This is a genomic window from Streptomyces sp. NPDC085931, from assembly GCF_044540565.1.
Lineage (GTDB): Bacteria > Actinomycetota > Actinomycetes > Streptomycetales > Streptomycetaceae > Streptomyces.
Genome location: NZ_JBITSK010000011.1, coordinates 66635 through 87781, shown reverse-complemented (window position 1 = coordinate 87781; position 21147 = coordinate 66635). Strand labels below are relative to the sequence as shown.

Annotated in this window: 20 protein-coding genes and 1 other RNA gene; 4 read left to right on the top strand and 17 right to left on the bottom strand. The window is 72.4% G+C overall.

All coding sequences use genetic code 11. The annotated features are described in order from the left end of the window. Nucleotides 1-608: 608 nt before the first annotated feature. Nucleotides 609-1760: a uroporphyrinogen-III synthase gene (locus ACIGAN_RS23445; RefSeq protein WP_365086468.1), complete on the bottom strand. Its 1152-nt coding sequence runs from the start codon at nt 1758-1760 to the stop codon at nt 609-611. A gap of 116 nt (nt 1761-1876) precedes the next feature. Next, entirely contained in the window at nt 1877-3262 is a 1386-nt protein-coding gene (locus tag ACIGAN_RS23440) for a nitrate/nitrite transporter (protein ID WP_399860194.1), read from the bottom strand. Between the two features lie 246 nt (nt 3263-3508). Between ACIGAN_RS23440 and ACIGAN_RS23435 the strand changes: the two genes are divergently transcribed. After that, nucleotides 3509-4051: a hypothetical protein gene (locus ACIGAN_RS23435; RefSeq protein ID WP_399860191.1), complete on the top strand. Its 543-nt coding sequence runs from the start codon at nt 3509-3511 to the stop codon at nt 4049-4051. Here the strand turns inward: ACIGAN_RS23435 and ACIGAN_RS23430 are convergent. From ACIGAN_RS23430 to ACIGAN_RS23385, 10 genes are all read right to left on the bottom strand, one after another. Further along, nucleotides 4034-4624, bottom strand: a complete 591-nt coding sequence (locus ACIGAN_RS23430; RefSeq protein WP_365739071.1) for a hypothetical protein — start codon at nt 4622-4624, stop codon at nt 4034-4036. The genes ACIGAN_RS23435 and ACIGAN_RS23430 overlap by 18 nt on opposite strands. Nucleotides 4625-4632: 8 nt before the next feature. After that, complete coding sequence (locus ACIGAN_RS23425) at nt 4633-6024, bottom strand: hypothetical protein (RefSeq protein ID WP_365739073.1); 1392 nt, start codon at nt 6022-6024, stop codon at nt 4633-4635. Then, nucleotides 6021-6323, bottom strand: a complete 303-nt coding sequence (locus ACIGAN_RS23420) for a hypothetical protein (RefSeq protein ID WP_365086483.1) — start codon at nt 6321-6323, stop codon at nt 6021-6023. The genes ACIGAN_RS23425 and ACIGAN_RS23420 overlap by 4 nt, the downstream gene beginning before the upstream one ends. Then, a complete protein-coding gene (locus tag ACIGAN_RS23415; protein ID WP_399860188.1) occupies nt 6320-6949 on the bottom strand; it encodes a hypothetical protein in 630 nt (209 codons plus the stop codon). The genes ACIGAN_RS23420 and ACIGAN_RS23415 overlap by 4 nt, the downstream gene beginning before the upstream one ends. 80 nt (nt 6950-7029) lie before the next feature. Then, nucleotides 7030-8235: an acyltransferase family protein gene (locus ACIGAN_RS23410; protein WP_399860185.1), complete on the bottom strand. Its 1206-nt coding sequence runs from the start codon at nt 8233-8235 to the stop codon at nt 7030-7032. Beyond that, nucleotides 8232-10424, bottom strand: coding sequence for a bifunctional polysaccharide deacetylase/glycosyltransferase family 2 protein (locus ACIGAN_RS23405; protein WP_399860183.1), 2193 nt, complete (start codon nt 10422-10424; stop codon nt 8232-8234). The genes ACIGAN_RS23410 and ACIGAN_RS23405 overlap by 4 nt, the downstream gene beginning before the upstream one ends. A gap of 454 nt (nt 10425-10878) precedes the next feature. Further along, nucleotides 10879-11955, bottom strand: a complete 1077-nt coding sequence (locus ACIGAN_RS23400; protein ID WP_399860180.1) for a hypothetical protein — start codon at nt 11953-11955, stop codon at nt 10879-10881. A 165-nt stretch (nt 11956-12120) separates the two neighbouring features. Then, nucleotides 12121-13086: a LysR family transcriptional regulator gene (locus tag ACIGAN_RS23395; RefSeq protein WP_365086498.1), complete on the bottom strand. Its 966-nt coding sequence runs from the start codon at nt 13084-13086 to the stop codon at nt 12121-12123. 34 nt (nt 13087-13120) lie between these two features. Continuing rightward, nucleotides 13121-13921, bottom strand: a complete 801-nt coding sequence (locus tag ACIGAN_RS23390; RefSeq protein WP_365086501.1) for a hypothetical protein — start codon at nt 13919-13921, stop codon at nt 13121-13123. 11 nt (nt 13922-13932) lie between these two features. After that, nucleotides 13933-14178, bottom strand: a complete 246-nt coding sequence (locus ACIGAN_RS23385) for a hypothetical protein (RefSeq protein WP_309094133.1) — start codon at nt 14176-14178, stop codon at nt 13933-13935. 272 nt (nt 14179-14450) lie between these two features. Between ACIGAN_RS23385 and ACIGAN_RS23380 the strand changes: the two genes are divergently transcribed. Together ACIGAN_RS23380 and ACIGAN_RS23375 are read left to right on the top strand one after the other, a co-directional pair. Next, the gene (locus tag ACIGAN_RS23380; protein WP_399860175.1) at nt 14451-15659 is read left to right on the top strand and encodes an MFS transporter; all 1209 of its coding nucleotides are present in this window, start codon (nt 14451-14453) and stop codon (nt 15657-15659) included. A 124-nt stretch (nt 15660-15783) separates the two neighbouring features. Beyond that, on the top strand, nt 15784-16749 hold the full coding sequence (locus ACIGAN_RS23375; RefSeq protein ID WP_399860172.1) for a LacI family DNA-binding transcriptional regulator: 966 nt from the start codon (nt 15784-15786) through the stop codon (nt 16747-16749). A gap of 48 nt (nt 16750-16797) precedes the next feature. On the opposite strand, the gene ssrA is transcribed toward ACIGAN_RS23375, so the two are convergent. The 5 genes from ssrA to ftsE all read right to left on the bottom strand — a co-directional run bounded on the left by ssrA (nt 16798) and on the right by ftsE (nt 20697). Continuing rightward, nucleotides 16798-17186, bottom strand: a transfer-messenger RNA (tmRNA) gene (gene ssrA, locus ACIGAN_RS23370). A 98-nt stretch (nt 17187-17284) separates the two neighbouring features. Then, complete coding sequence (gene smpB, locus ACIGAN_RS23365) at nt 17285-17767, bottom strand: SsrA-binding protein SmpB (RefSeq protein ID WP_365086513.1); 483 nt, start codon at nt 17765-17767, stop codon at nt 17285-17287. Between the two features lie 46 nt (nt 17768-17813). Beyond that, a complete protein-coding gene (locus ACIGAN_RS23360) occupies nt 17814-18980 on the bottom strand; it encodes a S41 family peptidase (RefSeq protein WP_365739091.1) in 1167 nt (388 codons plus the stop codon). 68 nt (nt 18981-19048) lie between these two features. Continuing rightward, nucleotides 19049-19966, bottom strand: a complete 918-nt coding sequence (gene ftsX / locus ACIGAN_RS23355) for a permease-like cell division protein FtsX (protein ID WP_309094128.1) — start codon at nt 19964-19966, stop codon at nt 19049-19051. Between the two features lie 41 nt (nt 19967-20007). Beyond that, nucleotides 20008-20697: a cell division ATP-binding protein FtsE gene (gene ftsE, locus ACIGAN_RS23350; RefSeq protein ID WP_003990615.1), complete on the bottom strand. Its 690-nt coding sequence runs from the start codon at nt 20695-20697 to the stop codon at nt 20008-20010. Nucleotides 20698-20933: 236 nt separating this feature from the next. Between ftsE and ACIGAN_RS23345 the strand changes: the two genes are divergently transcribed. Continuing rightward, the gene (locus tag ACIGAN_RS23345) at nt 20934-21125 is read left to right on the top strand and encodes a hypothetical protein (protein ID WP_365739094.1); all 192 of its coding nucleotides are present in this window, start codon (nt 20934-20936) and stop codon (nt 21123-21125) included. Nucleotides 21126-21147 lie beyond the last annotated feature (22 nt).

The following is a 21147-nucleotide window of genomic DNA, read 5'->3' as shown; positions in this document are numbered from 1 at the left end:
CCGGGCCACTGCGACCGCACACCGACCGTGACCGCGCCACGGGCCCTTGACCGGCCTCCGCCGCGACACGGGCCCCTCGCCAGCCGTCGCCACGCCACGGGTCACTCGCCCGGGCTGCGCCGCCTCACCGGCCCCCCACACCGGGCCTGTGCCGCCTCACCGGCCCCCCACCAGCCGTGGCCCCGCACCGGTCACTCGCCTGGCCTGCGCCGCCACACCGCGCCCCCACCAGCCGTCGTCACGCCACCGGCACTCCCCGGCCTCCGCCGCCACACCGGCCCCTGACCGGGCTGCGCCGCACACCGGCCCCCCACCAGCCGTGGCCCCGCCACCGGTCACTCGCCTGGCCTGCGCCGCCACACCGCGCCCCCACCAGCCGTCGCCACGCTCCCGGCCTGCGCCGTCGCACCGACCTCTCACCAGCCGTCGCCACGCCACCGGCACTCCCCCGGCCTCCGCCGCAACACCGGCCCCTGACCAGGCTGCGCCGCGCACCGGCCCCCTCCACCCCCAGGTCTGCGCCGCGCACCGGCCCCCTCCACCCCCAGGCCTGCCCCGCCGATCCCACCCCCCAGCTCGGCGGATCTTCGCTCAACCCCCGGGGCGCCTCACGCGTCCGCGTACTTCGTCTCCGTCGCCGGGTCCAGGGCCAGGCGGTAGCCGCGTTTGACCACCGTCTGGATGAGCTTGGGCGTGCCCAGGGCCGTGCGCAGGCGGGCCATGGCCGTTTCGACGGCGTGTTCGTCGCGGCCGGAGCCGGGCAGGGCGCGGAGCAGCTCGGCGCGGGCCACGACCCAGCCGGGGCGCCGGGACAGGGCGCGCAGCAGGGCCATGCCGGCCGGCGGCACGGGCCGGAGGTCGCCGTCGACCAGCACGGCGTGCCCGCGGATCTCCACCCGGTGCCCGGCGACCGGCAGGGAGCGCGCCCGCGTGGGCAGCTCCTGGCAGAGCAACTGGACGAGCGGCCCGAGCCGGAAGCGCTCGGGCTGGATCGTGTCGATGCCGCGGGACTGCAGCGGCAGCGCCGTGACCGGGCCCACGCAGGCCGGCAGCACGTCGTGGCTCAGGGCGGCCAGCACCTCGGGCAGCAGCCCGCGCTCCTCCGCCCGGGCCAGCAGCGAGGCCGCCGCCGGCGCGCTGGTGAAGGTGATCGCGTCCAGGCCCCGGGAGACCGCCGCGTCGAGGAGCCGGTCCACCGGGCCGAGATCCTCCGGCGGCATCCACCGGTACACCGGCACCCCGACCACCTCGGCCCCGCCCTCCCGCAGCGCCTCCACGAACCCCGGCAGCGGCTCACCGTGCAGCTGGATCGCGACGCGCTGCCCCTCGACGCCCTCCTCCAGCATCCGATCGAGCACTTCCGCCATGGACTCCGAGGACGGCGACCACTCCTCCGTCAGCCCGGCGGCCCGCACCGCGCCCTTCACCTTCGGCCCGCGCGCCAGGATCCGTACCCCGCCCAGCCGGGTGAGCAGGTCCTCGCCCAGGCCCCAGCCGTCGGCGGCCTCGACCCAGCCCCGGAAGCCGATCGCGGTCGTGGCGACCACGAGGTCGGGTGCCTGCCGGATGATGTCCTTCGTCGCGGCCAGCAGTTCGCTGTCGTCGGCGAGCGGCACGATCCGCAGGGCGGGGGCGTGCAGGACGGCGGCACCGCGCCGCTGCAGCAGCGCCCCGAGCTCATCGGCCCGGCGCGCGGCCGTCACACCGACGGTGAAACCCGCCAGTGGTCCGTGGTCCGGTCGTCGTTCTTCCTCGTACATGGCTCTCGTCCCGCACTCGAGTCGTCGTACTGCGTGGTACGGCGTACCTGCATGCCGATCGAGCCTGTCAACGGCTCGTGACAGGCCCGGATCGGCGTGATGTCGCTGGTGTTACGTCACACCTCGGCGTAGCTGAGCTGCGGCTTCGCCTCCGAGGCCGCCGACGTGGCGGGTACCCGGGAAGCCGTGCGCCGAAGGTATACGGCCCACGTGAGCGCGAAGCACACCGCGTAGAAGGCGAGGAAGGCGACGAACGCGCCGGTGCCGGAGCCGTAGGAGAGGAAGGACTGGCGGAAGGCGAGGTTGATGCCGACGCCGCCGAGCGCGCCCACCGCGCCGATCAGGCCCATCGAGGCACCCGACAGCCGCCGCCCGTACGCCGCTGCCGCCTCGCCCTCCAGCCCCAGGGCGAGGGCCTTGTTCTGGAAGATGCCCGGGATCATCTTGAACGTCGAGCCGTTGCCGAGCCCGCTGAGCACGAACAGCACCACGAACGCCCCGGTGAACAGGGCCAGCGACTTCTCCATGGAGGCGCCGATCAGGACCGCCGTCGCGACGCCCATCGCGACGTAGTTCCACAGGCTGATCTTCGCGCCGCCGTAGCGGTCGGCGAGCCAGCCGCCGACGGGCCGGATGAGGGAGCCGAGCAGCGGGCCGAGGAAGGTGACGTAGGCGGCCTGCAGCGGCGTGCGGCCGAACTGGTTCTGCAGCACCTGGCCGAAGGCGAAGCTGTAGCCGATGAAGGAACCGAAGGTGCCGATGTAGAGGACGGACATGATCCACGTGTGGGCGTCCCGGGCGGCGTCCTTGGCGGCACCGGTGTCGTTCTTGACGTTCTCCAGGTTGTCCATGAACAGCGCGGCCAGCACGGCGGCCACGACGATCAGCGGGATGTAGACGCCGAGCAGCACACGCGGTCCGCCGCCGGCGCCGATGATCGCGAGCGCGGCCAGCTGGATGACGGGGACGCCGATGTTGCCGCCGCCCGCGTTCAGGCCGAGCGCCCAGCCCTTCTTCCGCAGCGGGAAGAACGCGTTGATGTTGGTCATGGAGGAGGCGAAGTTGCCGCCGCCGACGCCGGCGAGCAGGCCGACCAGCAGGAAGGTCGAGAAGGAAGTGCCCGGCTCCATCACGGTGAACGCGGCGATCGTCGGGATCAGCAGCATGCCGGCCGAGATGATCGTCCAGTTGCGTCCGCCGAAGACGGCGACGGCGAAGGTGTAGGGGACGCGGACGACGGCGCCGACCAGCGTGACCACCGAGGTCAGCAGGAACTTGTCGGCGGGGGTCAGCCCGTACTCGGGGCCCATGAACAGCACCAGCACGGACCACATCGTCCAGACGGAGAAACCGATGTGCTCGGACAGCACGGAGAAGTAGAGGTTCCGGCGGGCCACCCTCTCGCCGGTCTCCTTCCAGAACGTCTCGTTCTCGGGATCCCAGTGCTGGATCCAGCGGCCGCCCCTGCTCGGGGGTGCGGGTGCCGTGCCGGGGCCTGTCATGACGCCTCCACTGTGCTCCGGGACTCGGTGGTACTTCGAGTGACTGGTCCCGAAGGTAGGGAGGGCGCGTTTCCTGCCTGTGCCCGCGAGTGACCGCGAGGGAACGATGCTCTCACCCTGCCCCCGGCCGTCATGAGAGGTTCCACCCCTGCCACGGCGCGACCGGGGCGTGTTCTCCACCGTGAAGGGCCGGGGGGACGGGCGCCGTTATCCTCTTGCGGACCCCACACGGGAAGGGGAGGGTCCATGTCCGCAGAGTCGGGGGCCGGCCGGCCGGAGGCACCGCGGCCGCAGCGTTCCGCCGCCGGAAACGTCGCCTTCGCAGCAGGGGTGCTCCTCGTTCTGGCGACGGCTGCGCTGGGCGCCTTCGCGGCCGTGGCGCTGCTGGGCAGGGCCGTGGACCCCGGCCCCTTGTCCGGCGTGGTGCCCGACGAGGGGCACCATGCCCTGATCGTCGGCGGCATCGCAGCCGGTGGGCTGACCGGGCTGATGCTGCCGGTGATCCTCTTCGGGATGGTGCGAGGCAACGAGGACACTCCCCGTGTCGATCCCGCCGCCGCTGCCCGCAAGGTGCTGGCGGTGCTGGTCTTCGATCTCCTCCTGCTGATCGTGTCGTTCCTGGTCGCCCAGCTGGGCTGGTTCCTGCCGGCGCAGGTCACCGCCGTAGTGGCCGTTTTCGCCGTCGGCTTCAGCTGGATGCCGCTGGCGATGGTGCCCTGGGAGCGGCTCGGCCTGGGCGGCGGGTTCGGGAGGCCGCGCGGGCCGTCCGCGTCACACCAGGCGCAGTGAGCCCGCCAGCTCGTCGGCGACCTCGACGAGCTCCGCGCCGAGCCCCAGGGACGTCCACAGCAGCCGGCACTCCAGTGCCGTGGAGTGCCGGCGCGGCAGGACGTAGTGGGCGATGCCCTCCACGACCGTTCCACGGTCGGCCTCCGGGTCCGTGGGCTCCTGGCGGTGCACGCGCAGAGCCGGTCCCAGCGGCAGTTCGACCTCGGTGAGGGCCGGACCTTCGCCGAAGTGCGGGCCCGGCGCGCGCTCCGCCTCGGCCCGGAACGCGGCCACCGTGCGGGAGCCCGCCGGGACGGTCAGTTCACGCACCGTGTAACTCGCCACGACGGGTCCCTCCCGGGGTGCCAGGACCGCCGCGCACAGGGCGCCCTGTCGCAGCGCCGCGCCCCAGTACCAGAGCAGGTCCGTCGCGAACGCCTCGCGCCACTGCTCCGGTACGTCGTCGCCGAGGTGCTGTCCGGCGAGGGTACGCGCCCATGCCTCGGGCTCCTCGCTCACCAGGTCCAGGATCAGCCAGTTGTGGTGGGCGGGCAGCGCGACCCGGCATTCCCGCCACTCCTCCGGATGCGTCATGCGTGCGCTCACGCCCCGGCGAGCGATGCGTCGGACCCGGTGACGTCGATCTCCGGCTCGCCGCCGAACAGCCCGATGAAGCTCTTCGTGTCGGAACCCGCGCCCGTCCCGGTGCCGCCGAGGCCCACGACGTTGTACGCCATGGCCTGCTTGAACGCGTCGGGCGTGCCGATGAAGGCCAGGTCCGCGGGGTCGATGTTCCGGATGCGCGAGAGTTCGTCGACCATGCCCGGTCCCGCGTACATGCTGACCAGGCCGCGCGGTCCGGCTGCCGTGTAGGCGTCACGAGCCGCCGAGAGGTGGTCGCCGACCTTGAACAGGTCGCGCCAGTTGCCGCGGATGGTCGCCAGGTCGTCCGCGAAGGAGTTCGGCAGGCCCCGGAAGGCCGCCCGCAGGCCCACGTCGGGCAGCGCCGCCCCGGGGCGTGCGCCGGCGCGGGCCCCGACCATGGACTCGACCAGCGCGCGGCGCGCGGCCGAGTTCATACCGGGGTTCCAGCCGCGCACGTACTGGGTGGCCGCCGTCCAGACGCGGCTGCGGCCGACGGTGGCAGCGGCCTTGGCGCCCGCCGTGAAGACCCGTCCGATGCCGAACGTGGCGAGGCCCAGCACGTCGACCGCCACGTCGCTCCAGGAGCCGTCACCGTTGATCGCGAGCAGCACATGGCAGACCAGTGAGATCGCCGTCATCACCAGGGCGACGGTGCCGAGTACGCCCGCCAGCGCCTGCCCGATGACGGGGATCCAGCCGACGAGCAGTGACAGCACCCCGCAGACGGCGGCGATGGCTCCCGTGATGTCACTGACGATCTTCAGGGTGTCGCGCAGGTCGTCCAGCAGGCCGTCGTTGAGGCCGTCGCCCTCGGTGGTGTCGTGGATGCGCCTGGCCGCCTTGTCTCCAGCCTCCTTGTGCCGGGTCTTCAGCTGGGCCAGCCGGCTGCGCAAACCGTCCAGGCCCTCCTGCAGGTCGGTGACGGCCCTGTCGAGCTTGTCCTGCCCGGCGTCGTCGGTGCCCTTGGGCGGGTTCTCGGCCTTGGACCGGGCCGTGGTCAGGCTGTGCTGCTTGGTCTCGGCCTGGGTGAGGAGCTTGTCGGCCTCGCCCTGGATCGTCTCCAGGTCGGTGGAGTAGTCCTTGAGGGCGACTCCGGCGTCGGCGTAGCGGTCGTGTGCCTTGCTCACCGTCTTGGCCGTCTCGTTCGCCTTCTCGGCGAAGGCTCGGCCTGCCTCGGAGTCCCAGCTCTCCAGGTTGCCGATCCGGCGCAGCGCGTCCGCGGTCTTGGTGATGGTCTCGGCCGTGGCCGTGAACCGGCGGGCGAGGGCCTTCATGTCGTGGACGTCACCGGGTACGGGATCGCCGCTCTCGCCCAGCACCTCCCACCGGTGGCCGGCGGGGCGGGTCACCTCTTCTTCCCCTTGCCGGTGAGCGCGTTGTACAGCGCGGTGTCGAGTTCGGTGTACGCCTTCCCGGCCTCCTTGGCGAGCGTACCGAGCCCTTCGATCTCCTCGATCATCTTCTTGCGGTTGTCGTCCCAGCCGTCGGAGAACTCCTGGAGCCGGTCGTACAGCGTCCGGTGGCCGACGGTCCGGCGGTCGTAGGCGTCCATGAGCTTGTCGAGCCCTTCCAGCTCGGTCGCCACCGTCCGCAGTCCGGTTCCGGCCGTTTCGAGATCCTGCGTCGACACCCTGAGCTTCTTGCTCACCGGTGCTCCTCCCCCGTCCGCTCGTCGTCGCGCTGCTGCCAGCGCAGGGTCGCGGCCACCGCGTCGAACAGCCCCACCATGGCGTCCGCGATCGGCTCCAGCGGTGTGCTGAACGTCAGCATCAGCACCTCGTCCCGGCCCGGAACCGGCACGAAGTACTCGACGACGGTGTCCTGGAACTCGGAGCCCAGCTTGCGCGACTGCTTCGTCCGCTCCCGCCGCAGTACCCGGGCCACCCGCCCGACGGCGGGCAGCGTCTCCAGGCTGACCTCGCCGGACCCGGCCAGCGCGGCCACGGCGTCGAGGCCGTCGAACCTCTCGTACAGGCGGGAGATCAGCAGGGAGGCCGACAGCGGGATGCCGCCCGCCTCCAGGAAGGACAGGTACAGCACCACGCCGCCCTGCTCGACTGCCGCCTCGGCCGTGCCGAGCAGGTGCTCCTCGGTCTTCCGGCGCAGCACGGGCTGGTCGTCGACGCCCGCGAACCGGCGTGTGACCAGGGCGCGCACAGACGCCTCGCGGCGGTCCGCGGGCAGCAGCGGGACGCGGAACCAGTCCTCCGGCGTGATCAACCCGAAGACCGGGGCGCGCGGCGCGGCCGGCTGTGATGTCGGAGCTTGTCTCACCGTCGTTCTCTCACCCGCGACAGACAGGGACCCGCGACGAGGGCCCGCTCGTCATCCGCCCCCGTCGATGCCGGCTCAGCTTAGCTGCCGGGCGCCGGGCGCCTCCGGCGTCCGTGAATCCTCACCCGAGGCTCACCGCTCGGCCACAGCCGGGGTTTCTGCTTCGCCGCCAGGTCCTCCGCCCAGCCGAAGGCCAGGATGCAGGCGCCGATGAGGAGCCAGACCACGGCCAGGACCGGCCAGGGGCTTTCCAGGAGGCCGGGGACGTTCTGTTCCAGGAGGGGGAAGGCCCACAGGTGGTCCCAGAGGGTGGCCGCGATCAGGATGCACATGTTGTGCCAGAGGTAGATCGTGACGGCCCGGGAGTTGAGCAGGGTGATCGTGCCGGCCAGGGGGCGCAGCCGGCGGGGCCAGTCGGACCAGGACGGGCTGACGTGGAGCAGCAGCAGGACCGTGCCGAAGGACCACAGGGCCTGGGCCAGGGGCATGCTGTCGAGGTCGTTGCCGGTGCCGAAGTCGTGGTGCAGGGCGTACCAGAGGCCGGCCAGGGCGATGACGGGCGCCACGGACGGGACGACGTAGCGCGGCAGGCGCCGCAGGATGCCCTCCTGGTGGGCCATGCCGAGGATCCAGCAGGCGCCGAAGGTGGAGAAGTCCGTGAGCGCGGAGGGGATCCGCTCGCCGGGCAGCGTGATCCAGCCCTGCTCGAAGGCGACGGCCAGGACGACCGGCGCGGACAGCGTGACGACCGGCAGGGCGCGCAGGGCCTTCAGCAGCAGCGGGGACAGCAGGACGTACCAGAGGTAGGCGCGGATGTACCACAGCGGGCCCGCGAAGTCCGCCGCCCAGTTCTCGCCGATGACGCCGTGCACGCCGGGCAGACCCTCGGCGTACGGCGGGTCGCTGATCGGCACGATCCAGAAGGCGAGGTGGAGCCACCACCAGCCGGGGTGCCCGTCGTCGCCCGGTCCCCAGCCCTGCAGGACCATGCCGGTCACGCCGACGACGCCCAGCAGCCACAGCGGGGGCAGCAGCCGGCGCATCCGGCCGCGGATCACCTGGACCGGCGGGCGCTTCAGCGAACGGGCCATGAGGTTGCCGGCGAGCGCGAACATCACGCCCATCGACGGGAACACCAGCGGCAGCCAGGCCCAGCCGGTCAGGTGGTACAGCACGACACGGAACAGCGCGAGGGCGCGCAGCAGGTCGAAGTACCGGTCGCGTCCGGGGCGTGCGGACGGGGTCTGCTCCTGTTTCGGAGCCGCGGTCACGGGTGCCGTGGTCATGCGACCGGCCTCCCGTCCATCTGCTGCCGGGGCGTGGCGGTCCCGCCCCCGGGCAGCCCCACCGCGCCCGTGCGCCGCAGCTTCTGCCAGCGCAGCCGGCCGCCGGTGAGGGCGGTGATCCAGGACTGGAGCAGGACGACGTACATGAGCTGGCGGTAGAGGAGCTGCTGGAGCGGGAGGGAGATGAGGTGGGTCATGCGTTCCTTGTCCAGGTGGAACGCGTAGGCCGCGCACACCCCTTGCACGGCGAGGACGCCCAGCCAGGCGCCGATGGTCTTCTCGGTCGGGCCGAACACCAGCCCGTACAGCAGGAACACGTCGATCAGCGGGGCGAGCAGCGGCGCCACGACCATGAACATCGACACCAGCGGCAGGCCGACCCGCCCGAAGCGGCCGGAGGGCCCGCGGTCGACCAGGGCCCGGCGGTGCTTCCAGATCGCCTGCATCGTGCCGTACGACCAGCGGTAGCGCTGGGACCACAGCTGCTGCACGGACTCGGGCGCCTCGGTCCAGGCGATGGCCTTCTCCGCGTAGACGACGTGCCAGCCGTCGCGGTGCAGGGCCATGGTGATGTCGGTGTCCTCGGCGAGCGTGTCGTCGCTCATGCCGCCGACCCGTTCCAGCGCGCTGCGGCGGAACGCGCCGACCGCGCCGGGGATGGTGGGCATGCAGCGCAGGACGTCGTACATGCGGCGGTCGAGGTTGAAGCCCATCACGTACTCGATGTGCTGCCAGGCGCCGATGAGCGAGTCGCGGTTGCCGACCTTGGCGTTGCCGGCGACGGCGCCGACGCGCGGGTCGCCGAAGGGCTGCACGAGTTCGCGGACGGTGGTCGGCTCGAAGACGGTGTCGCCGTCCATCATCACGATGATGTCGTGGCGGGCGTTGGCGATGCCCCGGTTGAGGGCGGCGGGCTTGCCCGCGTTGAGCTGGCGGACGACGCGTACGCCGGGCAGGCCGAGGTTCTCGACGATGCGGGCGGTGCCGTCGCTGGAGCCGTCGTCGACGACCAGCACCTCGATGGGGTGGTCGCTGGCGACCAGGGAACGGACCGTCTGCTCGATGCACTTGGCCTCGTTGTAGGCGGGCACGAGCACGGACACCGGTTCAATGACGGGCTCTCCCCAGCGGAAGCCCTTGCGCCGGACCCGGCGGGCGTGCGCGACGGAGAGGATCAGCATCAGCCCGAGTCGTCCGAAGACCAGGACGCCGACGACGGCCAGGCCGGCGACGAGCACGTCGGTCGTCTTCTCCGAGGCCTGCACCAGGAAGACCCAGGCGTCGCCCTTCAGCGCCTCCAGCCCGGTGACCGGGGTGTGCGCGCTCGGGGCGTCCAGGGCACCGGTGAGCGTATGGAAGCGGTAGCCCTTGTCCTGCAGCCCGGAGATGTACCGGTCGAGCGCGGCGACGGTCTGGGAGCGGTCGCCGCCGGAGTCGTGCATCAGCACGATGGCGCCCTTGCCGCCCTTCGGCATGGCGTTGCTGATGATCTTCTCGACCCCGGGCCGCCGCCAGTCCTCGCTGTCGGTGTCGTTGACGATGGTGATGTAGCCCTTGCTGCCGATGTACTCGGTGACCGGCCAGGAGTTGTTGTCCATGTTCCGGGCGTACGACGAGTAGGGCGGGCGGAACAGCGAGGTGCGGATGCCCGCCGCCCCGGCCAGGGCGAGCTGGTTCTGGGACAGTTCCCAGTCGACGCGGCTCTTGCTCTGCAGGGACAGGTCGGGGTGGTTGAAGGTGTGCAGGCCGATCTCGTGGCCCTCGTCGACCATCCGCTGGACGAGGTCCGGGTAGCGGGAGGCCATGGTGCCGGTGATGAAGAAGACGGCCCGGGCGTCGTGCTTCTTCAGCACGTCGAGGACCCTGGGCGTCCATTCGGGGTCGGGACCGTCGTCGAAGGTGAGGACCAGCTCGCGGTCCGGCAGGCGCAGGCTGGTGGGGTCGCCGTCCCGGGTGTCGATGACGGGACCGCCCTTGAGGACGTCCTTCGGGACGCGGTCGTTGGCGGCGGGCGGGCCCACGCGGTGGTCGGCGAGGATCTCGCTGTGCACGTAGCCGCGCAGCATGAGCATCGCCATCAGCGCGACGAGCACGAGCAGGGGCAGCAGCAGGCGCATGGGCAGGCGACGGCGCCTGGAGCCCCCACGGGCTCGTGACGCGGGCCCGGAACGGCGGACAGGGGATGCCATGGGTGGTGGTACCTCGGGTGGTGCGAGTCGGGTACTGCGGGGACGGGGTGTTGCGGCGGGGGGTGGTGGTGATGCGGTCTTCGGTTCGAGGACGGGTGACGGGCCCCGGGTGCCGGCCCTCGGGTGACGGCCCTCGGGTGACGGCCCTCGGGTGACGGGCTTCGGGTGACGGGCCCCCGGTCGGCGGCCCCGGTCGGCGGCCCCCGGTCGGCGGCTCTCAGGTGACGGCCCCGGGGTGATGGGCCGGTGTCACCGATGGCGTGGGACGGGACGGGCGGGACGGGACGGCACCGGCCGGGTGGGGCGGCACCGCCTCCGTTTCGCGGGCTGCGGCCGGCGGGGTTTTCCGGCCGCGCGGCCCGCGCAGGGCGTTCCGGCCGGGGCGGACGCACCGGAACGGCCCCCGCCCGGCCGGTACGGCCACCGCCACAGCCGTCGCGGGTCGGCGGCCGGCCTAGGCCGCCGGTGTCTCGGCGACCGGCTGCGGCTCCGCCGGGCCCTCGGCCACCGTTCCGGTGTCGCCGCCGTCGCCGGTGCCCGTGGTCGCGGTCGGCTCCGGGGTGGAACCGCCCGTGGGTGTCGGGTCGGTGGCCGGCGTGGTCGGCGGGTCCGCCGGTTCGCTGGGGGCCGGTTCGCTCGCGCCGGGGCCGGGGGCCGGTGCGGTCCGGGTCGCCTTCGGCGTGGGCTCGGCCGAGGGGTCGGGACGACCCGTGCCCGCGGTGGCCTCCGGCCGGAGGGCGCTGGGGCCGGACGAGGGCACCGTGGTCCCGCCGGCGGCCGGCGTGCCGCTCGGGGCGGTGGCGCCGGGGTGCGAGGCCGGGGCCGACTCCGCCGGCAGCGGCGGGCTGTCGACCTGCCCGGCCGGCGGGTTCTCCTTCTGGCCCGGCACGGGGAGCCAGGGCGCGTTGGAGTTGCCCGACATCAGCGTGGCGACGATGACGACGGCGTAGATGCCGCAGGCCAGGGCGACGGCCATGCCGATGCGCCGGAAGCGGCGGCTGCGGCGGCCGGACTCGTCGACGAAGACGGGCCGGTCGGCGGCGGGGGCGACGCCGGGGCCTTCCTTCACCTGCCGGACGAAGCCGTCCCCGAGCTGTACCGCGTCGAGCTGGACCGTGACCTCGTGCGGGTCGTGGCTGTGCTCCCCCGCCTCGGACCGCGCGTCGGCTCCGGCAGCGGAGCCGGGAGCGGGTGCGGAGCCGGGAGCGGATACGGGACCGGGAGCGGATGCGGGGCCGGAGGTGCCGGGGCCGGCTTCCTCCGGCTCCTGCCACGGATCGCGCACGGCGGGCCGGGACGTCCGGGACTCCGGGGACGAGGAGAGCGAGTCGGCCTCCCCCTCGCTCTGCCGGGGAATGCCGCGCAGTATCTCCGTCCCGGCGGGCAGGCGCACACCGGTCACCCGGACGTCGCCCTCGGAGAAGACCTGCGTCGCTCTGCCGTCGCGGGCTCTGCCGTCAGCGGTGAGTTCACCGGTCGCGGTAGCGGCCTCGGGCCATTCGGGTTGGGCGTCTTCTCGCCACTTTGTCACGCGCACGCACTTCCCCCCACGGGATGGTTCAGGCGCGCTTCCGACCTGAGCACCCGCCGTCGGACCGGGCCCCCACCCGTCCGAGCGCCCCCTCTTACCACACCGTGCTCAGGCGTCGAATGTAGCGCACGCGCAGGTTCCGTGTGGGCGCCGTGTCGAATCGTGTCAATCGTGAGACGCCATGAGGACATGATCGGCGGCCGGAATCCATCCCCCCGGAGGACGCCGCAACCACCCTTCCTCCGCGGCCAGCCGGGCCGCCGCCGCGCGCAGCGCGTCAAAGGCGGGGTGGGTCAGGCCTCTGCGCCACACCAGCGACACGGGCGACAGCGGCACCGGATCGACCAGCGGCCGCAGCACGGTCGACGGCAGGGCCGGGAACCCGACGACGGCCAGGATCGGGTGACGCGTCCTGGCCATGATCCGCTGGAACTCCTCCTCCCCGACGGCCAGCGGGGCGGGCGGCGCGAGCTCGATCCCCCGCCCTTCGAAGAGCAGCCGTGCGAGGGCCGTCCACTCCGGGGTGCGGGGATTTCCGGCGCCCGCGTAGACGGTCTCGCCGGCCAGCTCGGCGAGCGGCACCTCGGCCGCCCCGGCGAGCCGGTGGTCCTCGGGCAGCACCACCGCCATCGGCTCGTAGCGCACCGGCTGGTGGTCGAGTCCGCTGCGCAGCGCCGGGTCCAGGCCGGCGAACCGTCCGAACGACGCGTCGAGCCGGCCCGCGAGCAGCTCTCCGGCGGCCCAGGTCAGGCCGGACTCGTAGCGGGCCATCAGCTCGTGCCGGGGGGCGAGTTCGCGCGCCCGGTGCAGCACGCTGCGCGGTGTGGCCAGGCCCGGGGAGTTGAGGTCGACCAGCAGCGGCCGGGCCTGGTCGAAGGCGGCGAGCAGGTCGTCCTGCGCCCGCAGCGCCCGCCGGGCGTACGGCAGCAGCCGTTCCCCGTCGGGCGTGAGCGTCACCTGCCGGGTGGTCCGCACGAACAGCTCGGCGCCCAGTTCCCGCTCCAGCCGCCGCACGTCCCGGCTGAGTGCCTGCTGCGCCAGGTGGAGCCGGAGCGCGGCGCGGGTGAAGTGCAGCTCCTCGGCGACGGTGACGAAGGCGCGCAGCAGGCGCGGGTCGAGGTGGGCGGGCATGCCGTGAACCTACAGCGGGCGGCGGCCCGGGGGTTCAGGGGCCGGTGGGCCTGCCCCGGGCCTCGGCCTCGCCCTTCGGCGCCTCCGCGCCGGCGGGCGACGCCTGGCCCACCCGGTGCCGGGGCACCGACCGTACGGGCGGACGCGTCAGGGTGATCTGCCGGACGACCTGCTGGAAGCAGGCCAGCGCCGCGATCCCGGGCAGGGCCGCCGCCGCGGTGCCGAGCACGGTCCTGGGCGCCTGGGCGACACAGAGCAGTACGGCGACACAGGAGAAGACCAGCACGACGCACCAGGAGTGGGCGGCACGGCGCTGGTGCAGCGCGGCCCGCAGGACGGACAGCGACGCCACCAGCCACGGCCCGTAGACCAGCAGGGGCCACCAGGTGCGCAGGCCCCGTTCCGCGGGGGACGCGCCGACCAGGCGCAGCGGGTCGTAGGCGACCATGCCGCTCAGCAGGCTCACGGCGGTGGCGATCACGGCCGCCAGGGCGGCGACCAGGAAGCTGGTGGTGCGCAGCAGGCGCGGGGCCTTCCGGGTCCGGACCTTGCGGTGACGCCGGGGGACGTCACGGACGGGCGGGAGTTCCTCGGTGATGTCCTGGAGCCGTCTCATCCGCTCGCCGCCGGGTGCGGGGACCGGCTCCGCCGCCGCGGGCGGTGGCTCGTCGCGGGGGGTGGGGATCCGCTTCGCCTCGTGCTGGAGGGCTTCCTCGAGGATGAACGCCAGTTCCTCGGCCGGGTCCCAGGTGGGGTCCGGCGGGGTCAGCGGGGTGACGAAGTCCCGGGTCGGTGCCCGGTGCCGCCCACTGCCCTCGATTCCGTTGTCGTACATGACGCGGCCCGCTATTCGGCGAGCGCGAAAGCGGGCCATTCCGTCGCACTGATCCACCGTCGGGCGAGATCTTTTTCCAGATCGCTCATGGCGTCGATGAAATCGCGCAGCACCGGTTCGGTCACCTGCAGCGTGACCGGGCAACCGCCTCTGGTGAGCGTGCCGTTGACGGTGGCGGACGAGTGCGCCGGTGCCGGAATGTAGGTGTACGGGCCGAGCGTTACCGCCCAGCCGTCTTTCCTGGTCGCCTCGGTCATGTACCGACTAACCGTCGGCCCACTTCGGCGGATGCGCGGCAAACGAGTGAAGGATTTTCCCGAATGAACATCTTTTCCATGCGCGATGAGGAGCATTAGGAATCTCCATATCGCTGTATGAAGAACAGGGAGCGAACAGTTCCCGCCATGGTCTTTTCGGCCTGCCGGGAGGAGCCCGCGGACCCGGGCCCGGCGGATCCACAACGGGGGTGCGTGAGTCGGCGCGGAACAGGTGTTGGACGGCTTGATCACCGCCGGGTGACGGTGGGCGCATGCCGCGTCTCGCTCCCTACCGCCGCCTGTTCCGCCTGCCCGGCACCCGTGCCTTCACCGCGGGGAACCTGATCGCCCGGCTGCCGATGGGCATGTTCAGCGTCAGCGCGGTCGTCATGATCGCCGGGACGCGGGGCTCGTACGCCCTCGCCGGTGCCGTCACGGCCACGGGGCTCGCGGCGACCGCGGTGGTCGCGCCGTGGACCGCGCGGCTGGTGGACCGTCACGGCCAGGCCCGGGTGGCGCTGCCCGCCACGGTGATCGCCGTCCTCGGCTCCCTCGCCCTGCTGCTCTGCGTCCGCCACGGCGCCCCGGACTGGACCCTGTTCGCCTCCTACGCCGCCACCGCCACCACCCCCAACACCGGTGGCATGGCCCGGGCCCGCTGGGCCCATCTGCTGGCCGGCGACGCCGAGGGCCTGCACACCGCCAACTCCTTCGAGCAGGCCGCGGACGAACTGTGCTTCATGCTGGGCCCGGTGCTCGCGGCCTTCCTGTGCGGGGCGCTGTTCCCGGAGGCGGGCACGCTGGCCGGCGCGGTGCTGCTGCTGACCGGCATGCTGCTGTTCACGAGCCGGCGCGCGACGGAGCCGCCGGTGCGGCGGCACATACCCGGCAAGGCCCCGCTGCGCGCCCCCGGCATGCCCCCGCTGCTCGCGGTCTGCCTGGCGACGGGCGGGATCTTCGGCGCGACCGAGGTCGTCACGCTCGCCTTCGCGGACGCCGCCGGACACCGGACGGCGGCCGGTGCCGTGCTGGCCCTACAGGCGGCGGGCTCGTGCGCCGCGGGCCTGCTCTACGGCGCCGTGCGACCGGCCGGACCGGCCGCGCGGCGGCTGGCCTGGTGCGTGGCCGCGATGACCGCGCTGCTGACCCTGCCCCTGCTCGCGGCCGCCCTCACCGGATCGCTCCCGCTCCTGGCGGCGGCCCTGCTGGTGGCCGGGACGGCCACGGCCCCGACGATGGTCACGACCATGACGCTGGTCCAGGAGCGCAGCCCCGAAGGACGGCTCAACGAGGGCATGACCCTCGCGGTGACCGGCCTGCTCGGCGGCATCGCCGGCGGCAGCGCGCTCGGCGGCTGGACGGTGGAGCACGTGTCGGCGACGGCGGGGTACGCGCTTCCGGTGACGGCCGGGGCCCTGGCGCTCACGCTCGCCCTGGTCGGTGTTTCGAATCGCTTCACCGATCAGCGCACGCCCCATTGACGCTCCCCCGCACCCCGCATACGTTCGATCGTCGAAGCGCTTCGACGTCGGCACCGGGATAGTGAGGGACCCCCATGAAGTTCACCGACGGCCGCGGGCCGCAGTGTGCGCCGGAGCGGATCTGATGGCCAGGATCACGGACGTGGCGCGCCGGGCCGGGGTCTCCCCGAGCACCGTGTCGTACGCGCTGAGCGGCAAGCGCCCCATCTCGGCGGAGACCCGGCGGCGCGTGGAGGAGGCCGCGCGGGAGCTGGGCTACCGGCCGCAGCCGGTCCCGCCGGCGCACGGCGCGCCGAACGTCCTGGCCGTGGCGGCCCCGCTGCGCCCGGGCGTCCACCTGCCGGCGCTGATGCGGCTGACGCAGTCGGTGGTGACGGCGGCCCGCGGGTACGACCACGACGTGCTGCTCCTCACCGGCGAGGAGGGCCTCAGCCGCTCCGCAGTCCCGGCCCCGGCACGCGTGTTGCTGGTCGTGGACGTCGGCCTCCACGACCCGCGCCTGCCCGTGCTGCGCTCGCTCGGCCGCCCGGCCGTGCTGATCGGCCTGCCCGCCGAGCGGCCCGGGCTGCCCTGTGTGGACCTGGACTACCGCGCGGCGGGTGAGGTGTGCGTGCACCACCTGGCCGCCCTCGGCCACCGCGCCGTGGCCCTGCTGGGACCGCCGCCGGAGGTCTACGTGCGCGAGACCGCCTCGGCCCGCCGTCTGGTCGAGGGGTTCACGGCCGCCGCCGACCGGCACCGGATGGCGTCGTCGGTGCACCCGGCCGAGTGTTCCGGTGCCCCGGCCCTGGTGGACCGGCTGCTGGGCGCCCACCCCGCCCCGACGGCTGTGATCGTCCAGAACGACGCCCTCGTGGTGCCTCTGCTCACCGCTTTGCGGCAACGCGGCCGGCGCATCCCGGAGGACATGTCGGTCCTGGCCGTGGGCACCGACGTCCCCGAGACGGTCTCGGCCGTCACCGTGCCGTCGGCGGAGCTGGGCACGCTCGGGGTGGAGCTGCTGCTGCGCGAGCGCACCGGCCCGCCCGTGCCCCGGACGACGCTGCTGCCGCCGCGGCTGACGGAGCGGGGCAGCACCGGCCGGGCATGACGAAGGCCCCGCCGCCCGGAAGCGACGGGGCCTTCGCCCACATGGGATGAGTGGAGATGGCGGGAATCGAACCCGCGTCCAACGGTGCAGAACCAGGGCTTCTCCGTGTGCAGTTCGCTGCGCTTTTCTCGGCCCCGGCGATCACGCGAACAAGTCGCCGACGGGCCCAGTCACTGTTTGATTTCCCATCGAACCCCGTGACCGGGCTCGATGGTTTAGTTCCCTAGCTTATGCCAGGATCCGGGTCGGGAACGCTCCCGGGCTGACACCCATTTAGGGTCCTTCAGTCACTGCTTATCAGGCAGCGAGGGCGAAGGACTGGGAATCGCGCTTGGTGTTGGCGATTATTTTTTGCGACATATGGTTTACGAGATCATTGCCGCTTCCTCGACACGCTTCCCCTGCCTCGACAGCCGCTGTCGAAACCGATCATCCCCATGTTGTGTTGACAATGCCCTCCGTGGAGGGCGCGTACCCGCTGTGGGGTGCGGACACCATCGTACGTGACCAACGCAGGTCGGTGCCAGCGTATTCCCTACGCCCCGCGCTGCCTGCGCTTGACCGCGGCGATCGCGCGCTCGGTCTCCCTGCGGTCCTGCTTCTCCCGCAGCGCCTGCCGCTTGTCGTACTCCTTCTTGCCCTTCGCCAGCGCGATCTCGACCTTGGCCCGGCCGTCCTTGAAGTACAGCGAGAGCGGCACGATGGTGTGGCCCGTCTCGCCCGACTTGGACTCCAGCTTGTCGATCTCGGCGCGGTGCAGCAGCAGCTTCCGCTTGCGGCGGGCGCTGTGGTTGGTCCACGTGCCCTGGGTGTACTCCGGCACGTGCACGTTGTACAGCCACGCCTCGTTCCCGTCGAGCTGCACGAAGCCGTCGACCAGCGACGCCCGTCCCTGGCGCAGGGACTTCACCTCGGTGCCGGTGAGGACCAGGCCGGCCTCGTAGGTGTCGACGATGAGGTAGTCGTGCCGCGCCTTCTTGTTCTGGGCGATCAGCTTGCGCCCTTTTTCCTTAGCCATAGTGCCGCCCATTTTCGCACTACGCAGGGGGGTTCCGGGAAGCCGATTACGAGGGGCTGGCCAGGCCCCGCAGGACGCTCTCGGCCCGCTGCAGGGCCCCCTCGTCGGCCTCCAGGTCGGGCGTGATGCCCCGGCCGTCGACCCCGCGCCCCGAGGGGGTGCGGTAGTGGCCCACGGTCAGCTCGGCGACGGAGCCGTCGGGCAGCCGGCTCGGCATCTGGACCGAGCCCTTGCCGAAGGTGCGGGAGCCCACGACCAGCGCGCGGCCGCGGTCCTGCAGGGCGCCGGTGAGGAGTTCGGCCGCGCTCATCGTGCCGCCGTCGACGAGTACGACCAGGGGTCGGGTGGTGTCGCCGCCGGGTGCGGCGTGCAGCGCGCGCTGGGCGCCGTCGACGTCGTAGGTGGCGACCAGGCCGCCGTCGAGGAAGGCGGAGGCGGCGGTGACGGCCTCGCCGACCAGTCCGCCGGAGTTGCCGCGCAGGTCCAGGACGACGCCGCCGGGCGGGGCCTCGCGGACCGCCGCGCGGACCCGCTCGCCGGAGTCCTTGGTGAAGGTGGCGACCTTGATGACGGTGACCGGTCCCGCGGTTTCCCGGACGGTGACCGGGTCGGTGGACAGCTGGGCCCGGCGCAGGGTCTCGGTCCACGCGCGCGTGCCGCGCTCCAGGCCGAGGCGGACGGTGGTGCCGGCGGGGGCGTCGGTGGCGTCCCCGCGCAGTAAGGAGATCACCTCGGTGACCGGGCGTCCGTCGGTCCTGCGGCCGTCGACGCTGCGCAGGACGTCGCCGGGGCGGACCCCGGCGGTGGCGGCGGGCGAGCCGGCACGCACCTTCGTCACCTCGATCCGGCCGTCGCGTTCGCTGCGGGCCCACAGGCCCACGCCGGTGTACTGGCCGTCGAGGGCCTCCTCGAACTCCTCGTACTCGCCCTCGGAGTAGACGGCGCCCCAGCGGTCGCCGCTGCGGCTGACGGCGCGCTGTGCGGCCTCCACGGGGGACTTGCCGTCGGCCATGGCCTCCTCGGCCGCCCTGGTGACCGCCGCGTGGTGCCCGGCCGGGCGGGCCGAACGGGCCTCGTCCGGGGCCGACTTCCGGTCGGACTGCGGGAGCGCGCCGGTGGCGGCTCCGGCGGCGAGCACGCCGGCGAAGACCAAGGTCAGGGCGGCCCCGCGGCGGATGCGACGGGGCTGACAGAACGGGTCACGACCTGACATGCCGGTGAGTCTAGGACAAGGGGAAGGGCCGTACGGTCCGTTGACCGCACGGCCCCTCTTGGCATGCGTCACACCTTCAAGTACTTGCGCAGCGCGAAGAACGCGGCCAGCGCGGGCATCAGCAGGCTCGTGGCGAGGATGAGCGGCAGCTTGGTCAGGACGGCGTCCCAGCCGATGAAGTTGATCAGTGTGAGCTGATCCGCCAGGGCCAGTCCGTGGTCGATGATGAAGTACCGCGCGACGAGCAGGAAGGCGCACGCGAGTGTGCCGCCGATGAGTCCGGCGACCGCGGCCTCCATGATGAACGGCGCCTGGATGTAGAAGCCCGAGGCGCCGACCAGGCGCATGATGCCGGTCTCGCGCCGCCGGCTGAACGCCGAGACGCGCACGGTGTTGACGATCAGCATCAGCGCGACGACCAGCATCAGCGCCATCACCGCGCGCGCGGCCCAGTTCATGCCCTCCAGCAGCTTGAAGAGGTTGTCCAGGGTCTCCTTCTGGTCCTGCACGGACTGCACGCCGTCCCGCCCGTTGAAGGCGGTGGCGACCACCTGGTACTTCTCCGGGTCCTTCAGCTTGATGCGGTACGACTCCTGCATCTGGTCCGGCGTGAGGGAGGCGGCCAGCGGGGAGTCGCCGAACTGCTCCTTGTAGTGCTTGTACGCCTGGTCCTGCGACTCGTACGTGACCGTCTGGACGACGTCCATCTTGTCGAGGTCGCTCTTGATCTGCTTCTTCTGGTCCTCGGTCACCGCGCCCTTGGCGCAGTTGGGGTCGGACTCGGCGTCGGACTTGTTGCAGAGGAAGATCGAGACGTTGACCTTGTCGTACCAGTAGCCCTTCATGGTGTTGACCTGGTCGCTCATCAGGAGCGACCCGCCGAACAGGGCCAGCGACAGGGCGACGGAGACGATGACGGCGAAGGTCATCGTCAGGTTGCGGCGGAGACCGACGCCGATCTCCGACAGGACGAACTGGGCGCGCATGGCGGCTGGTTATGCCTTTCCGTGGATCTCGGGAAGCGGTCTCAGTGCTGGTAGCCGTAGACGCCGCGGGCCTGGTCGCGGACGAGGCGGCCCTTCTCCAGCTCGATGACGCGCTTGCGCATCTGGTCCACGATGTTCTGGTCGTGCGTGGCCATCACCACGGTCGTGCCCGTCCGGTTGATGCGGTCGAGCAGCTTCATGATGCCGACCGAGGTCTGCGGGTCGAGGTTGCCCGTGGGCTCGTCGGCGATGAGCAGCTTCGGGCGGTTGACGAACGCCCGCGCGATGGCCACGCGCTGCTGCTCACCACCGGACAGCTCGCCGGGCATCCGGTCCTCCTTGCCGCCGAGCCCGACGAGGTCGAGCACCTGCGGCACGGACTTGCGGATCTCGCCGCGCGACTTGCCGATGACCTCCTGCGCGAAGGCGACGTTCTCGCCGACCGTCTTGTTCGGCAGCAGCCGGAAGTCCTGGAAGACCGTCCCCAGCTGGCGCCGCATCTGCGGCACCTTCCAGTTGGAGAGGCGGGCGAGGTCCTTGCCCAGGACGTGCACCTGGCCGTGGCTGCACCGCTCCTCGCGGAGGATCAGCCGCAGGAAGGTGGACTTTCCGGAGCCGGAGGACCCCACGAGGAAGACGAACTCGCCCTTCTCGACCTCCAGGGAGACATCCCTGAGGGCGGGGCGGGTCTGCTTGGGGTAGACCTTGGAGACATTGTCGAATCGGATCACGGATGCACCACGGGTCGCCGGGGGTAGATGAGCGTGACCTTACGCGACCCGGGCACGGCGCCGCAGTCACCGGTCGCGGTTGCGCATCGGATGTGCCGTTTTGTACGTCCCCCCGGTGGGGCGGGGAACTGTACGAGCGGCGCGCACCCTCCGGAGGAACCTGGCACAGTGGAGGGGGAACATTCCCACCCCCACGAACGTTGGACACGTGGAACCGTCGCAAGGAGGGCAAGCGCATGACGTACGACCGGCTGGTGTGCGCGAACTGTGCGGCCCCCGTGAGCGAGGGCCGCTGCCCCGTGTGCCGCGCGAACCGCGAGCGCCTGCAGCAGGAGAACTTCCTCGCGGGTATGAGCCCGATGGCGCTGATCGCCCTGCTGACGGTGCTGATCGCGGCCGTGGCCCTGCTGGCCCACCAGACCGCGTGACGGCGTAGCCCCCGAGCGAGCC

What these genes read in the sequence shown, in the direction of transcription:
- ACIGAN_RS23445 (WP_365086468.1), bottom strand. Translation starts at nt 1,760, where the DNA reads ATGTACGAGGAAGAACGACGACCGGACCACGGACCACTGGCGGGTTTC.
- ACIGAN_RS23440 (WP_399860194.1), bottom strand. Translation starts at nt 3,262, where the DNA reads ATGACAGGCCCCGGCACGGCACCCGCACCCCCGAGCAGGGGCGGCCGC.
- ACIGAN_RS23435 (WP_399860191.1), top strand. Translation starts at nt 3,509, where the DNA reads ATGTCCGCAGAGTCGGGGGCCGGCCGGCCGGAGGCACCGCGGCCGCAG.
- ACIGAN_RS23430 (WP_365739071.1), bottom strand. Translation starts at nt 4,624, where the DNA reads ATGACGCATCCGGAGGAGTGGCGGGAATGCCGGGTCGCGCTGCCCGCC.
- ACIGAN_RS23410 (WP_399860185.1), bottom strand. Translation starts at nt 8,235, where the DNA reads ATGACCACGGCACCCGTGACCGCGGCTCCGAAACAGGAGCAGACCCCG.
- ACIGAN_RS23405 (WP_399860183.1), bottom strand. Translation starts at nt 10,424, where the DNA reads ATGGCATCCCCTGTCCGCCGTTCCGGGCCCGCGTCACGAGCCCGTGGG.
- ACIGAN_RS23395 (WP_365086498.1), bottom strand. Translation starts at nt 13,086, where the DNA reads ATGCCCGCCCACCTCGACCCGCGCCTGCTGCGCGCCTTCGTCACCGTC.
- ACIGAN_RS23390 (WP_365086501.1), bottom strand. Translation starts at nt 13,921, where the DNA reads ATGTACGACAACGGAATCGAGGGCAGTGGGCGGCACCGGGCACCGACC.
- ACIGAN_RS23385 (WP_309094133.1), bottom strand. Translation starts at nt 14,178, where the DNA reads ATGACCGAGGCGACCAGGAAAGACGGCTGGGCGGTAACGCTCGGCCCG.
- ACIGAN_RS23380 (WP_399860175.1), top strand. Translation starts at nt 14,451, where the DNA reads ATGCCGCGTCTCGCTCCCTACCGCCGCCTGTTCCGCCTGCCCGGCACC.
- ACIGAN_RS23375 (WP_399860172.1), top strand. Translation starts at nt 15,784, where the DNA reads ATGGCCAGGATCACGGACGTGGCGCGCCGGGCCGGGGTCTCCCCGAGC.
- smpB (WP_365086513.1), bottom strand. Translation starts at nt 17,767, where the DNA reads ATGGCTAAGGAAAAAGGGCGCAAGCTGATCGCCCAGAACAAGAAGGCG.
- ACIGAN_RS23360 (WP_365739091.1), bottom strand. Translation starts at nt 18,980, where the DNA reads ATGTCAGGTCGTGACCCGTTCTGTCAGCCCCGTCGCATCCGCCGCGGG.
- ftsX (WP_309094128.1), bottom strand. Translation starts at nt 19,966, where the DNA reads ATGCGCGCCCAGTTCGTCCTGTCGGAGATCGGCGTCGGTCTCCGCCGC.
- ACIGAN_RS23345 (WP_365739094.1), top strand. Translation starts at nt 20,934, where the DNA reads ATGACGTACGACCGGCTGGTGTGCGCGAACTGTGCGGCCCCCGTGAGC.